Genomic DNA, 16,182 nt, shown 5'->3' with positions numbered 1-16,182 from the left:
ATTATATTTATTTTTTATCAGAAGGTCTTGGGGCGTCGCAAAATTACTGGATTAACTTATCGGACCCCAGTAAGCGCATTATATCACCAAGAAAAGCAGATACTTATTTTTTCTCAGATAAAAAAAATAAAGTGTTAAGTCCCGCATCAAGAGATTCTACGGAGCTAATGGGGAACGGTCGTCCATACCCTGATTATTACTTTATTGAATTGGATTTAATCACTAAGCAAGAAAAAGAAATATTGCTTAAAGAAAGTAATATTTGGGGCATGGGAACTTTGCGTATTTTTGGCGTGTTTAATATCAAGGATGAACAATGACAGAGCAATTTTATACAGGGCTATGTAGTTTCCCTAAAGCGTATTTACTCACTGGCTATGTTAAGAAGGGGGAGCCAATCAGTAAGCTCACCCCGCTGTTTAACCGTGTGGTGGTGGCTGATAGCGATGGAGCCACACCAATACTATTAAGCAGTGATGAAGGCGCGGTGCTTGAGGCTGTTGATTACAAACAATTGACGACACGAACCCCGTTTCATGCCCAAAAAACTACCCCGTTCATGCTTCGCATTGCTGCCTCTACGACCAATTTACACCGTACAATCAAGGACTATTGATGTCATTAATCTCAGTAAAAAAATCTACGTTTAAATCGCTTTTAACCACGGGCTTGTTAACTAAGTCATTTTCACACTGCGCAGTAATAATGTTACTAAGTGTCGCTACATTGCAATTAACTGGCTGTGGTGATGACGTTAAACCGCCAGAAAAACAAGTTGTTGAAGAGCAACCCAGTCGATTTAGTAAAGATAAAAAAACGCATCGTCATAGTTACCACCCTGAGTGGCCAAAAGAGGTACGAGATGAGGTGTATGGCGATAAAGAAACATTTTCAACCCCACGTATTTTATTTAACGCGAAAGTCGAATGGATGAAAAGGAAAACGCTGTTCTCAGCACGGATGGATGGCTCTGATAGGCGCCGCATTATCCCCGAAGCTGCCTTTGAAGGTAGGGGGCTTATTGGTAGCCACACACCCAAGCGCTCGCCAGATAACCGCTATATAGCCTTGTCCATGGATACAACAGAGCACGGCTTTACCCGCGAGCTGTGGGATACTAAAACCCAACAGTTTATTTTAATGAGCAAAGGCTATGGCTATGCCCATTTTAATTGGACCAAAGACAGTGAAAATGTAATTTTTTACGCCAGTGGTAAGCATTATAACTACCATGTACCCACCAAAGCACTCACTGAGCGGCCAATTATTTACTCTAATGGCTTGTTTTTATTGCCAGATGGTAAAACCTTTTTAGCCGATAAAAAAAATAAATACTGGTTACATGATTTTAATGGCGACGTGATTGAGAAGGTTGATTTAGGCTTTAACACCCAATTTACGATGCAGTATTTAAAAGTATCCCCTTTCGGCGATTATATTTCTTTTTTATCAGAGGGGCTTGGATACCCTAAATATTACTGGGTTAATTTATCAGACCCAAGTAAGCGCATTACAAAACCTTTCAAAACAGGGGGTTATTTTTTCTCAGATAAAAAAAATAAAGTGTTAAGTCCCGCATCAAGAGATTCGACAGAGCTGATGGGGAACGGTCGTCCATACCCTGATTATTACTTTATAGAACTAGACTTAATTACTAAGCAAGAAAGAGAAATATTACTTAAAGAAAGTAATATTTGGGGCATGGGAACTATATATGTTTTTGGCGTGTTTAATATCAAGGATGAACAATGACAGAGCAATTTTATACTGGGCAATCTAGTTTTCCTAAAGCGTATTTACTCACTGGTTATGTTAATAAGGGGGAGCCAATCAGTAAGCTTACCCCGCTGTTTAACCGTGTGGTGGTGGCTGATAGCGATGGAGCTGCCCCAATACTGTTAAGTAGTGATGAAGGTGCGGTGCTTGAGGCTGTTGATGACAAGCAGTTAACAACACGAAACCCGTTTCATGCCCATAAAACCCGACCTATTATTGTGCCGCCGGTAGATGCGATAAGCTTGTTAGCGGCAAGCCAAGGTGATAAGTGGTTTGAGGCATTTAAAACTGAACTAGAAAGCTATAAGGGTAAAACTAATAACCTTAGCTATCAACAAATTACAGTTGCAGATTTACAACGCCCCGACACTAATAATAAAGATAAAACCTACAGCGATTGGTATAACGAACACATTATTAAGAGCAAGGTAACCCATATTTATGGTTATGTAATACCCAAAACACGGGCGCTGCTGCTGAGTGTAAATCGCTCTATTCCATTAGCGGCCGGCGTTGGTAATGTTGAAATAGTAAAAGGCACTGAAACGCCAATTAAAGGTTTTTTTAATACGGGGGATGAACTCGGAACTGAAAGTACAGTTTACACTGCTGTAATTAATAATAATGACCAAAAGCTGAGTGCTGGTTTATATAAAATACGCGTTAAATTAGATAAATTTGAATTAGATGAACAATATACCCGTTGGAGCCAAAATGCTCTTAGCTATGATGACAGTGGCACCCCTTATTACGAACTCAGCGAAATGTTGCATTTTGATATTCAAAACGAGGCCGGTGAGTTTGATATTATTAACTGCGACCCAATTTCAGTGGAAGAGTCACTGATTAAGCAGTTTCCGAGTTATTACACCCACTTAATCAACTTTGCAAAAAACACGGCCTCTGCCCCTGAGGCTTTTGATCCTAATGAGCCAAAAAAAGGCTTGCCTGAATATGGCTCGCCCGATGCCAAAATGCCGAATAGCAAACCTACGGCAATTGCCAGTGGCTTTTTAGATTACTGTACAAATTGGGAGTTAACTAAAACCCGTGCCAGCCTTGCTGCGGGCTTTTTAGTTGCCGACATGCAGCAATATGTTGATGCCGATGGCGTACACCATGATAACCGAGGGAAATTTGCCAAGTTAGTTGCTAAAACGCTGCATACCCACTTTCAAACTAATCAGGACCCTGCAGTATCGGCAATGCTTGATGCTACCTTTGCACTTGATAGCGGTGTTGATGCTTGGGTTAAAGTGAGGGAGGCGTTAACTAACCCCAGTGACCTGACAACAAGCGATGCATTAAGCAAATACTTCTTGCCTTTTAGTTTAGCTAACGGTGGTTTAACTGATAATCAGGAACTGCAATTCAATAATACCTTCGGTGATACGTTAGGAGTGCCTGCAAGCGTACTTAACGTATTAGATAAGTCTATTAATACCGTTGATTTAGCTGTAAGTATTTGCGCGTTTAGTGAGGCGACCATATCGTACTTTGGTGAGGCGGAAAACACTTTAAACACCAGTGTTAATCATTATAAAAGAGTAGCTGATGATTATTTTGCCCGTTTAAGCGAGCGCGAAGTAAGCCATGATGTAGTTATTCAAAGCCAGTTTGAACTTGACAGTGACGTTGTGAGTGAGCAGTACCAAAATGAAATAATATCGCGTAGCCAAATTATTGTTGAAGGGCTGCTCGCAAACCCTAATGCAATGGTTGATATTTCAGGGTATACCTGTGATATAGGCGGCTTTGAATATAATAAAAAGTTGTCTTTAAGGCGCGCTGAGGCTGTTAAAACTATTTTGGCTGAGCAGATGATTAGCCGCGGTATGGATGCTAACCAAGTTGAATCTCGCATGCGGGTATATGGGTACGGCATGCTTGAGAACTTGGTTGATAACGACTCAGAAGCCCAACGGGCAATTAACCGGCGGGTAAGCCTTAAAGCTTATATTGTCAGTAACCTTGCTGTCAGTGCCTCTCGTGAGGGGCTGAATAATTTAGAACGTTACCGTAGCTTAAGTGTTGAGAAAAAAATAGCACGCTCAAAAGAGGGCGACAAAGCATTAATGGCGGCGCTTGACACTGCGCTTGCGGTATTAAGTGTAATACCTCATACCGCGCTTGCGGCACGTTCAATTGGTTTTTTTAAAGCGGTGGTAGACGCAGCGCCTGTTGTTACTCGTGGCGTTGCTGCCTTAGCTGATGAAGTAATGACAGATAATATCTGTAAACAATATTTAGCAGTTGATGATAGGCAAAAACAGCAAAGCGAACGAAGTAGCGCCAACCAAGCATTAATGCGTGATTTGGTAACAGAGATGAACAGTAACCACACCATTGCTAATAGCACTTTATGGGCGGCGCAATACAGAGTAAGAGCTGAAGCCATTGCGGGTTTAGTGGGGTTACTGCTAAGAGCGCAAGTGTATGCAAGCAGCAAAGAAGACTACATTAACAATGCAAAAAAATTAGAGATTCAGGCCTATATTGAAAACTTTTTACTCGGCGATGAGTGGGCGTATCCGCTAATAGATAACGCGGTAATAAAAATGGATACGTTTTGGGTTAACTTAGTTGAAAACGTAAATAAAATGAAAGGCTCTGGTGCAGCTGAGCGGGAATACCAATTAACCTATGGTGTAAACCAAGACTTTAAATTAACCGCCGCGAGTGACCGAAAAATATTATACGACAACCACGTACAAGTAATGGATGAAGAAAGATCAACAGCAAGTTTGATAGGCATGGTTAGCCCTGCGCTTGGGTTTTATATGATGTCTAAAGCGCCAGTGTCTTCCTTACAAGGTTACTTACAAACACAGTATCAAAAGTATTTTCCGATACATACTTTAGGCACTAATGAGCTTGACAACTTTATTGATACTTTTGACCCATTAATGATGCAATACGGTGAAGCAAATTATCATTGTAGTGTGATGTATTACCAAGATGTTAATACTAAAAAATGGCACTTAATGAGTGATTTAGGGGATGAATCAATTACCCCATTTACACCGGTTAGAGTGCTGGTGGTGTTTGATGAAACGATGGCCCATATAGCACCGCTCACATTTGAAGTGAAGCGTATAGATGGCTGGGATGTAACCAGTATTAAGTATTCAGAGCTTGCACGTGCGCTGACCAAAGATGAGCTATTTATTAATCAAGATGGTTTTGATGAATCGCGTTATATAGGTATGGTTGGCTGTGTATTTCAGCCATTTTATCAACTTGGGCCTAAAACGTATTTAGGTATAAAGCCAACCGCTCATTCAGCGGCTTTTTTGTTACCTGGTATTAATAGCGCAGATGATTATGCTGACTCTGGTCGCCTAAATAATATGCGCTATAGAATCAGGTGCCAAGTGGCTAGCACGACAAGTGTAGATTTACCGCTTAAACAAACACCTTCACAAGGCCCCGTTGAGTTTGATGGGATATTTAGTTTTATTGAAGACGACTTTTTAGTAAGTGTTGATAAAGAAAAACACAGCTCAATGTTAATTAAAGACTACCTAACGAGCTATGATTCAAGCTTTGCCTACCCTGCGTTATTTGATGGTGAAAAAACCGTTACTATGGCAATTAGAATTGGGGGAGAAGGCGCGCCATTTATCTCATTAGCGAATTTAAACAATGAGTATTTAGAGGGACCTTACAAAAAAACTACTTATGAAGAGCTTTATAAGCGCGAGCTTTGGGCAAGTGCAATAAAAAACAACCTTACCATCACTCGCCACGGTAATAGCCTTAAAATTGAAAAATATGATTGGAATACTGAAATTGAAGTTTTTGTCGTGGTAACCGCCGATAGGTTACTTGAAGATAATTACAGCAAAGACCTGATCAACCTAAACTCCAATACTATTCCGTGCTTTTTAAGTATGACGGGTATTTCGTCAAGTTGGCCTAAAGACAGTGAGTTGCAAGGGCCTACTTATCCCAGTAATTTAATTAATATTGGTGAAATTGAACGTTCTTTAACAGGTGGTTTTAACAGAGGCAAAATACGTGATAATCACTATAAACTAACAAGACGACGCAACGTAAAGGGGCAGTCTCAACTTCGCGATTTTATTTCATTTTTAAGAAGTGATTCTCAAGAGCAAGAGAAAGAGGTACTCTCGTTGTTTAATTGGCATAACAAAAAAGCTGAGTTAGACAAGCAAGGCCAAACTGAGAAAAAGCATTTGTATGTCGCACGTTTTAAACTGGATTATAAGACCCCCAAAGGCAATACCGTAAAAGGTATTCGCCCTTTTGGTAAAGTGGATATAAACGCTAATGGCTCGGTTGATGAATCACCTAAACTATGTTTTAAAGAGTTTAGAACGGCTGGTAATTCAGGTATACACGTTGCCGACTTTAGCACTGTTGATGGCTTGTTATTCGATGATACATACAGTCACGGCTTTGCCCTAGAGGTGGAGTTACCGAAATCAGTAATCAATAACGCGCCATGGTCTAAAGCAATGAATAGTACACGCTATAGCAAACTCGAACCGCACTTGAGCGATTATCAAAAAGGCTTTTATGATTCAAATGACATGACGGCTGATGAGGTTAAAGAGTGGTTTGAGGTCCATTCGAAAAGTTTAGATGAAGTCAGTATCGAGGCTATAAATGCTCGCAAACTAAGTGATTAAACATTGCGTAATAAAAAGCTCATTTATATGAGCTTTTTTATTGAATTTTTTTAAAGGGATATTTAGATGTTTTCGACAAAGAGTCATAGTGTTCTTACATTGGCTTTCATTTTAATTGTGTTTTTAACTGGTTGCTCAGAGCCTTCATCGCAAAGTTCATCGCAAACTCAGGCGGAACTTCAAGCTGAGCTGGCTAAATACCCATGGGCTAAAGAGCACAAAAACCATCCAGAGTGGCCACTCGAAATACGCGAAGAGGTGTATGGTGATGCAGATACATTTTCAACCCCGCGGTTAATGTTTTGGAATAAATACAAATACAGTGAGATACGCACGCTGTGGTCATCGCGTTTAGATGGCTCAGACAGGCGCCGCATAATTCCTGAAGAAGTGTTTATACAATTTAGACCTGTAGGGCTGCATAAGGCAGTTCGCTCACCAGATAACCGTTATATAGCAATTTCGGGTTATATCAATGATAGAGCGACACGCCAGCTTTACGACACCAAAGAACAAAAACTAATCACCATGTCAGGCGGGGGGGGCATCCTTCATTTAACTGGACCTCAGATAGCGATAATGTGATTTTTTATGCAGATGGTAAACATTACAACTACCAGGTATCAACAGCCACTCTTACACAGCGCAAAATAATTTATTCAGATGAGCTGTTTTTACTCCCGGGCGATAAAGAATTTTTAGCGGTAAAGCACGATGGCTTTTGGATACATAAGTTTAATGGCGAAATAGTGCGTAAAGTGAATTTTGGTTTTCCGAAAGCGTGGGAGATGAAAAACCACCGTATTTCACCGGATGGTAAGTATTTAGCGTTTATGACCCACGCCAGACCGAAAGCGCATTTTCACTGGGTGAATATTGCCAATCCTGATATAGAAAGTTCGGAAGAAGGAACTGGCGGCGGGATAATTTTCTCTCCAGAAGAAGATTATCAATTGCAGTATTTAGTAAAACATTTACAAGAGCGTGATGAAAAAGGGTTCTATCTTTCAGAGCGTATTATAAAAACAAAGAATATAGTGACAGGTGAGTACTCAGAGGTGTTAATAAAAGAAAAATATATTTGGGGTATGCGGCCTTTAGCTCCTATCGCGATTACAAATTTAGCAGCAAAAGGACAATAAAATGCATGAAATGAGCAAAGGATCTGCAAGCCCGTTAGTGTATTTACTAACTGGATATGTTGAGAATAATAAACCGGTTGGCAAATTAACTCCGGTAGCAAATCGAATCGTGGTGGCCGAGCAGCCTAAGCTAGCCACATACGATACAAAAAAACCTATTGTATTAAAAACAAATAGCGCCGGTATTTTATCAACAATAAATAGTGACTCATTAGACGTACGCCAGCCATTTCATTCATACACTGCTATTAATCAACGACCTATTATTATTCCGCCAATGGAGTCTATAGGGCTTATTGCAAATAATAACCCTAGTGGCTGGGCGAAAGAGTTTGTTGATAATTTAAAAATTACAGTAGCTCAAATACGCCGTTATTAGAGCTACAAACAGTCCCTGTTACCAATTTAAAACAGCCTACAGAGAATAGTAAAGACGACACTTACAATAAGTGGTACGCAAAAGAAATAACTCAAAAAAATGTAGAAAGTATCCAAGCCTATATACTGGCAAAAACCCGGGCAATAATTTTAAGTATAAATCCAAATATACCACTTCTTTCTTCGGATGAAGAAATTGTTTTGTCACCACCAGTAGGTAAAGATATACCAGCCACTTTCGTTACTGAAACCAACTTAGCGGTGATATCAGGTACTGATAAGAAGTTACCTAAAGGGTTATACCGAATTAAAATAAGGCTTGATGGTGTTAAATATGTTGCCCAAAGGTCGCAATGGTGCTCTAAATCGCTTGTTAAGGAGGGAGCTAATTACTACTACGAACTTGCCGAAATGGTGCGCTTTGATATAAAAAATGAAGCGGGTGAGTTTGATGTAATTAACTGCGATCCGCTCTCGGTTGAAGAGGCAATAATAAAGCAATTCCCGCGCTTTTATAGCCATTTAATTAGTTATGCTAAAGATTTAAAAACCGAGCATGCCACGTACGACCCTAAAAATATTAGTGTTAAAGATGAAAACGGTAATGAAGTTGGCCGCGCCAAAGTTAGCGATGAACCGATAAAAATGGCTAGCGGCTTTGAGAGTTTTTGCCATGGCTGGGCGGTGGCTAAAGGCCGCGCACAACTCGCCGCCGGGTTAATTAATACTGATATAACCGCCAGTGCCAGTAACGGCAATTTTACCACTAATGGTAAATTTGTGTTAGGCAGTAAAATTGCCAAGGCAATTCATACCCATTTAAATAAAACAGAAGATAAAACCATTCAAGCAACCCTAGACGCGGTATTTGCGATGCAAGATGGGCAAGATGCGTGGCAAAAGCTACGCAGTGCGCGTGCTGCTATGACAACCGAGGGGTGGAGGCAAGTACTTGCAGAAAATTTGTGGCGCTTACCAGCGAACACACCAGCTGCAATTGAAAGTTATAACAATAGTTTAGGTAAAAAGCTTGGCATTCCTAAGGTGGCAATGGATGCAACAGGCAATGCGTTAAATATGGCTGATTTAGCGACTAACATTGTTGCGCTTGGGCAAACTACAGTACAGCAGATTGGCACTGATATTCCTAACTTAGTGCAATCTAAGCAGCATTATAAAACGGTTGCTCAGGATTACTTTGAGCATTTAAGTGCTAAAGAAATTGTAAAAGACGTGGTAATTAAAGCACAGTTTGCACTTAATAGTGAGCAGGTAAGCGATGAATACCGTGATGTTATTTTGCAGCAAAGTGAAGCGGTTTTAAAGGCGTTTGAGCTCAACGAATCGCTTAAAATTATAGTGGCAGGCCATACCTGCGATCTGGGTCATTACGATTATAATATGGCGCTATCTGAGCGACGAGCCGATGCTGTTAAAAATATTTTAGTAACTCAAGCTGGTATTGATGAGGCGCGTATTGAAGTGCAAGGGCTAGGTTATACTCAGCCACTTGTAAATAATAAAGATGAAGCCAGCCGAGCGCAAAATCGCCGTGTACATATTGCCGCTTATGCTATTAGCCAGCTTTCTGTTTGCCCATCACGCGAAGGTATGGATAGCTTAGAGCGCTTTCGTAACTTAACCGTGGTTAACGACATAAAAGTAGGTGAAACTGCCGATGCCATGGCGTGGCAAATGATCAATATTGCTTTAGGTGTGATGGCATTTATTCCGGCAACAGCACCGATTGCTGCAGCGGTGGCAGTAATAAAAGCGGGCGCTGCAGTAGCTACATCGGCTGCAAATTTAATGGATGAAGTACTGCTCGATAATACCTGTAAAAAGTATTATGCAGAGATTCAAAGAGATAAACGTCTAGGCCAAGAATGCGCGGCTAATCAAGGGATGATGCACGAGCTGCTTAATGAATTTAAAGAGAGCGAAAGTACAGAACAAAGTACGCAGTGGGCTGCGCAATTTAGACTGCGCTCAGAGGCAATCTCGGGCCTGATGGGCTTGTTATTAAGAGCACAGCGTGAAGGGGATAAAAGCGAGTACTACACCAATCTAGAGCGCTATAAAGTAAAACAATACATAGAAAACTTTTTATTGGGTGATAGCTGGGCGCTCCCTAATTTACCCGGTGCATCAATTCGTATGGATACCTTTTGGGTGTTTTTAATCGACAGTATCGCAGCTCAAAAGCAAAACGCAGGTAATGAAAAAAAAGCGCTCTATGGTTTTAGTGACAATTACAGCCTGTTAGATAAAGCCGCACGTAAAGCTGTGGTAAAAGATCCCGAAAATACGCTTTATATGCAATCTCAATTTAATCCTTACGGCTTTTATATGATGGCGGTGCCAACACTCGCGCGTGAACATAATTATATTACCGCTGAGTTTCAAAGTTACTTTCCTATTCATACCTTTGGCACACAAGAAAAAGAAGGTAGTAAATACCTTGAAAGCTTTGCAAACACATTTGAGCCGGTGTTTTCTGAGTATGGTGAGGCGAGCTATCACCACAGCGCTATATACTATCAATGCCCAACCTCAAAAAAATGGTTGCCAATTATTGCCAACAAACTAAAGCGCTTAACGCCATTCACACCTATTCGTGTTTTAGTGGTGTTTAACAATACGATGACCGGTATTGCCCCTATTACCTTTAAAGTAACGCGCTGTGATGGGGTAAATAACGAGCTTGCTTATAAAGAGTTGGTAAGGCCACTTGTCGAGTCTGAGCTATTAGAGAGCGAAAAGCACTTTGCAGGAAAGTTTGGCTGTGTGTTTACGCCGTTTTTTCAGTTAGGGCCAAAAACATATTTGGGTACTAAACCTATGGTGCATAAAGAAGCTTTTTACCCATTTATGCATGACTCTGCACTTGAATATTATCGAGCTAAAAACTTTGCTGACATGCGTTATTACATTAGTGCCCAAGTTGGCAGTAGTAGTGAAGTAGTATTACCTTTAATGGGGGAGCATGAAGAGAATAACGATGAAATGATTTTTGACTCCGGCTATTTAAATATTCTTAATGGGCTTGGTATAAAAAATAAGTATATAGCTACCGACTTTTATGTAGATTTAAATACAGAACGTGATGGTGGCAATGAAGAGTCACTACTAATAAAAGATTTTTTAACCAGTAAAAGTTCTAGCTTTGTTCGTCCTGAACTTTTTGCCGGGGAGAAAAGTGTTCGGATATTGGTGCGTTTTGGTGGTGAAGGGAAGCCTTATTTAATAACCAGTAAAATACAAAGGCAAGGACACTCAATCCGTTTATTTGAAAGCCAATTTGATGCAGCACAAAGTTTAGGATTTAAAGTACGCCAGTTTGGTGATGGCATTATTTTTGATGACTTTGACTGGAATACCAAAGTAGACATTATGGTCGTTGCTACCTGTACAAAACTTGAATCAGAAAACTATACAAAAACACTGATAGGTTTGAATTGGCGCAGTGTGCCATGTGAATTAACCCTACAACAAACCATTGGCATTAATGATGTGGGTCCTACTTATAAATCAAGACTCTATTATTTAGGTAAAGCGACTCGTAATGCAAATAAAGGCTACAACCAAGCTTTAAATAGATGGGAAGATGATAACTATAAATTTGATGACTCAACAGGTGCAAAGTTTAGAGAATACCGAGAGTTTGTTGAGCTACTTAATAAGGCTGGGCACAGTAATGACAGAGGCATGCAAGGTCGAGCGCTTCTGAATTGGCATGATCGCAGCGCTAAAGCGTTTGCCGGTGAAGAGCAGGTTTTTGTTTTTGCGGCGAATTTTAGTTTGGATTATGAGTCGCCAAAGCGCGTTACCGTTAATGGTTTAAGGCCTTTTGGTGACATATTTACTAGTCAGTTTAGTGATATTTTTACTGATAAAGAAGAGCGGCAATATACGATGGAGCTAGGTGTTGCTAGCTTTAATTCTGCGGGTAATTCTGGTTTTAACTTTAATGATATAGGCTCAATGACTGATAACACAAGTAATCATGGTTTGCAGTTAAAGTTACCATTGCCTAACCCTACAAATAGCGATTTGCCTTGGGGTAAAACATTACCTGAAGCTGATTTAAAAGAATTAGCCGCAAAGCTAAATGGCGAGCATTCAACCCCATCACAAAAAGCAGTGTATAAAAGGTTGTCAGAGGAAGGGTTGACTGAAGGTGAAGTGAAACAGTGGTTTGTTGAAGATGCTACAAAGAGGAAGGTCAGGCCGTTAGGGGCTTTTAAAGAGTAAATTAACTTCTTAGTACTTACAGGGCTGTAACCAAGCACTCTTTGTGAACAGCCCTTTTACTTAAGCTTACTTCACCTTTTAAAATATCAGCATATTATGGCATTAATTAAACCAATTTACCCAATCCCCTTAGCTAACAAATTAAAGGCGTTATTGGCAGTTAAATTACCGCGTGGTGAAACACCCCCAGCACCTATTACCTATGTTGATGACAACATCTGTAAGCTCAGTAACAACTCAATAAAAGCCCGTAATATGGGTATTATTCCGGCGTTGTGCATGGTGTCATTTATTGCCTTTTACCAGATAGCTGGTTTTTATTCCATGTGGAAATCAACGGAAGAGAGTATGATGAAAATGGTTGATTTTTATAAAAAAAAGCATGGAGAAGATTATTTTTTATCCCCAAATGTTGAACCAGTAAGTAAAAGTTTTTACGATATGTTTGATGAAAATGGCAAAATGTCATTAAGTCGTTATATGCATTATCACTATTATGAAACCGCTGATGTTGGCGGTACGTTTCGCCTTAAGCGAGATATAATTTTATCCATCTTTATTATACTGACACTTCCTCCCTTATTGTATTTTCTAATCTTTTTTAAGCGCCAAGCGCCGATGGTGTTTGACCGTAATCGGCAAATTGTTTATCACTGGTATAAGGGCAACGTTCGCGCCCAGCATTTTAAAGACCTACGAATACATGAAGACTCACAAATGATGCGTATTCAGACGCGCAGCCTTGGTAAGCGCGGTGATATGCGTTGGGCTAATTTTATGGTGCAACCGCGCCATAATCCTTATTGCAACGGTAAAGATGCGTATGAGCCAGTATTGGCATTCATATGTCAATTTATGGAATATGGCCGTGAGCATGTAATGCCGCAGTGTGAGCAATGGCAATCAAATGACAAACCCTTTGCACTTTTTGATGATGAAAAACCAAAAGACTTTGAGCAGCAATTAAATGCGGTGTTAACACATTTGTCAGAGAACGATACAGATATCCCGCTTGATAAAGACAATTTACCGTTATCTACAGGGATGGATATGAGCATGAGTATGCGTTTAAGAAGGGCCCAGAGTAGAGAAAGTAATAAAGATGTGGACAAGAATGGATAAAGAATTTGTTGAGATTAATGGCTTTGATTAAATACCACTACCCAATACCTTTAGCAAATAAGTTGAAAGCACTACTTAGCTTTCAACTCACTAAAGAGGCGCCGCCGCCAACACCGATAGTGTATGTAGATGAACATATTTGTAAGCTTAGTAATAATTCAATGAAAGCCCGTAATATGGGGCTGATCCCATTGTTATTAATTGTGTTATTTACTGCATGTTTAAATGCTAATAATATATTAAAAAGCTGGAGTGCAAGAGAGAGCAACTATTGATAGTATTGAATTATATAAAAAAAAGTATGGAGAGAATTATTTTAGTAGTACAGAAGTAAACCCAATACACTTAAAGTGGTATAAATTGCTAGATGAAAGTGGTGAGTTGACGTTTAAAAGCTACTTGTATGCTCGTCACAGTAATAAACATACAGCTTATGGAAGTTATTTTTACAAAAAAGACATTTCATTTTTAGTTTTTTACGCTATTACTATTCCACTTTTGTTGTTTTTTATTATTCGTTTTAAGCGTCAAGCACCGATGGTGTTTGATCGTGATAAACAAATTGTTTACCTCTGGTACAAAGGCAAAGTACGCGCTCAGCACTTTAAAAATTTACGGGTTTATGAAGACTTTCAAATGATGCGTATTCAGACACGTGGTTTTGATAAACACAACAACATGCAATGGGCTAATTTTATGGTACAACCGCGCCACAACCCTTATTACAACGGCAGTGATGCGTACGAGCCGGTATTGGCATTTATATGTCAATTTATGGAGTATGGCCGCGAGCATGTAATGCCGCAGCATGAACAGTGGCAAACCGATGACAAACCCTTTGCATTTTTTGATGATGAAAAACCAAAAGACTTTGAGCAGCAGCTTAATGCGATATTAACGCATTTATCAGAGAATGATACAGATATCCCGCTTGATAAAGACAATTTACCGTTATCTACAGGGATGGATATGAGCATGAGTATGCGTTTAAGTAGGGCCCAGAGTAGAGAAAGTAATAAGGATGTGGACAACAGTGAATAAAGGAATTGTTGAGATAAAGGCGCTAAGGAGTGCCACTACAAAGCTTAACGGAACTTGCTAACCGCAAACAAGCTGACGGCTAAGCTATACCTTATATTTTACCTAGCGAGCTTAAAACACTGGTTGATAGCGCCCGCAGCTTTGGCCCACAAAGTGATGCCTGGCAGGCTTTATATAAAGATTACATCCACCACAGTGTTAAATATTCAGCAACGATTGATGCGATTGCTCATGGTCCTGAAGAAGACGCTGAATTCACCAGCAAAAACCAACAACGTGAGCTTTTTTACAATCAGCCAGAACAGGCTGAAGCAAGTGTACAATGGCAGTCACAACTAATAAATGGATATAGATTATGGACAAGCTCGTAAAATGTCTCACCACACTCGCTTTAACATTATTTGTAATAGGTTGCTCGTCAACAGGTAAAATTGATTACATGGTCGCAGGTGTCGGCACCGAAAATGGCAATGCAATTTGGGGGCGCTCTGTGGTATTTGATGATGAGTGGGGTATTCCTTCCGGTGCAATAGAATGTTGTTACGCACAAGCTGGTGGTACTGTGAGTGTTTACAATCAAAAATTCCCAGAAAAAGTAGCCGTTGAATGGTTAGATAAGTCAGAAAATAGAATTTACTTTGGTGAAGTGGCAATAGACAAAAAAGGTTATAGGTTAGCTAAAAATTTACCTTCATACACAGCGCACACAGGTAAGGTTTTTAAAGATGTAAAACCGTATTTAATAGTCGGTATGGGTGAGTCAGGTGAAATCAAAGTTTGGTTATCTAATACCCGTTCAGCGGGATTTACAGGCCGTGTATTACACGAACTAGGCTCTGGGCAAGCACAGTGGCGTGAGAATAAATGACCAGTTTTAAACGCCTTTTTACAATCAGCCAGAACAAGATGAAAAGAGTGAGCAATGGCAATCACAACTAATAAATGGATATAGATTATGGGCAAGCTCATAAAATTACTTATCACACTCGCTTTAATATTATTCGCTGTAGGATGTTCGTCTACAGGTAAAATTGATTACATGGTTGCAGGCGGTGCGACACAAAAGGGTAATGAAATTTGGGTGCAATCAATTACTTTTGATAATAGTTGGGGTATTCCTATGGGGAGCCTTGGTTGTTGCTGGCAAAGTGCCGGTAAAACAAGTGGCGTTTACGATCAAAAATTCCCAGAAAAAGTAGCCGTTGAATGGTTAGATAAGTCAGAAAATAGAATTTACTTTGGTGAAGTGGCAATAGATAAAAATGGTTATAAATTAGTCAGTAAATTACCTCGATTTAGTTACCATACAGGCGAAGTAGAAACTGATATTTACCCATATTTAATAGTTGGTATGGGTGAATCAGGTGAGATAAAGGTTTGGATTTCAAATACACCATCAGCCGGGTTTACTGGACGTGTTCTACACGAGCTTGGCTCTGGGCAAGCTCAATGGCGTGAGAATAAGTAGTAAAGCCACGACCCTAAGCTTATGTTCTATAAAGTATTCGCAGAGGCAGCCCGTAGCTCATGGCCCTGAAGAAGACGCTGAATTCACCACTAAAAACCACAGCTCGCGCTTTGTTATAATCAGCCTGCGCAAGCAGAGCTCAGCACACAATGGCAATCACAACTAATAAATGGATATAGATTATGGACAACCTCATAAAATTACTTCTTATTAGTCTGTTAGCTGTATTACTAGGCGGTTGTGCAACAACAGGTGAAATAGATTATATGGTTGTATCGGGTTCAACGGATGAAGGTAATGATATATTCGTGACTTTAATTAAGTTTGATGACCAGTGGGATGTACC

Annotated in this window: 10 protein-coding genes and 2 pseudogenes; all 12 read left to right on the top strand. The window is 40.0% G+C overall.

All coding sequences use genetic code 11. The features are described from left to right. A pseudogene (locus H5158_RS23155) lies at window positions 1–320 on the top strand (hypothetical protein); the annotation flags it as partial. After that, window positions 317–616 (top strand): hypothetical protein, encoded by a 300-nt coding sequence (locus H5158_RS21010; protein WP_182740819.1) that lies wholly within the window; start codon window positions 317–319, stop codon window positions 614–616. The pseudogene H5158_RS23155 and the gene H5158_RS21010, both read left to right, overlap by 4 nt. Further along, window positions 616–1,752 (top strand): hypothetical protein, encoded by a 1,137-nt coding sequence (locus H5158_RS21005; protein ID WP_182740818.1) that lies wholly within the window; start codon window positions 616–618, stop codon window positions 1,750–1,752. The genes H5158_RS21010 and H5158_RS21005 overlap by 1 nt, the downstream gene beginning before the upstream one ends. Further along, the gene (locus tag H5158_RS21000) at window positions 1,749–6,431 is read left to right on the top strand and encodes an OmpA family protein (protein WP_182740817.1); all 4,683 of its coding nucleotides are present in this window, start codon (window positions 1,749–1,751) and stop codon (window positions 6,429–6,431) included. The genes H5158_RS21005 and H5158_RS21000 overlap by 4 nt, the downstream gene beginning before the upstream one ends. 66 nt (window positions 6,432–6,497) lie before the next feature. Further along, window positions 6,498–7,573: pseudogene (locus H5158_RS20995) on the top strand (hypothetical protein). Between the two features lies 1 nt (window position 7,574). Continuing rightward, a complete protein-coding gene (locus tag H5158_RS23485) occupies window positions 7,575–7,952 on the top strand; it encodes a hypothetical protein (protein ID WP_259399472.1) in 378 nt (125 codons plus the stop codon). A gap of 200 nt (window positions 7,953–8,152) precedes the next feature. Then, window positions 8,153–12,205: an OmpA family protein gene (locus tag H5158_RS20990; RefSeq protein WP_259399471.1), complete on the top strand. Its 4,053-nt coding sequence runs from the start codon at window positions 8,153–8,155 to the stop codon at window positions 12,203–12,205. A gap of 96 nt (window positions 12,206–12,301) precedes the next feature. Further along, window positions 12,302–13,327 (top strand): hypothetical protein, encoded by a 1,026-nt coding sequence (locus H5158_RS20985; protein WP_182740816.1) that lies wholly within the window; start codon window positions 12,302–12,304, stop codon window positions 13,325–13,327. A gap of 17 nt (window positions 13,328–13,344) precedes the next feature. Beyond that, window positions 13,345–13,602: a hypothetical protein gene (locus tag H5158_RS20980; RefSeq protein WP_182740815.1), complete on the top strand. Its 258-nt coding sequence runs from the start codon at window positions 13,345–13,347 to the stop codon at window positions 13,600–13,602. Next, window positions 13,580–14,368, top strand: coding sequence for a hypothetical protein (locus H5158_RS20975; RefSeq protein WP_182740814.1), 789 nt, complete (start codon window positions 13,580–13,582; stop codon window positions 14,366–14,368). Before H5158_RS20980 ends, H5158_RS20975 begins: the two co-directional genes overlap by 23 nt. 355 nt (window positions 14,369–14,723) lie before the next feature. Continuing rightward, on the top strand, window positions 14,724–15,236 hold the full coding sequence (locus H5158_RS20970; RefSeq protein ID WP_182719698.1) for a DUF2931 family protein: 513 nt from the start codon (window positions 14,724–14,726) through the stop codon (window positions 15,234–15,236). 87 nt (window positions 15,237–15,323) lie between these two features. Then, window positions 15,324–15,836 (top strand): DUF2931 family protein, encoded by a 513-nt coding sequence (locus H5158_RS20965; RefSeq protein ID WP_182740813.1) that lies wholly within the window; start codon window positions 15,324–15,326, stop codon window positions 15,834–15,836. The last annotated feature ends 346 nt before the right edge of the window (window positions 15,837–16,182 follow it).

Origin of the sequence: Pseudoalteromonas sp. SR45-6, from assembly GCF_014163545.1 — a bacterium.
In the GTDB taxonomy this organism is placed as follows: domain Bacteria; phylum Pseudomonadota; class Gammaproteobacteria; order Enterobacterales; family Alteromonadaceae; genus Pseudoalteromonas; species Pseudoalteromonas rhizosphaerae.
The sequence above is the reverse complement of the archived record's forward strand: the minus strand, read 5'-3'. Positions and strand labels throughout refer to the sequence as shown.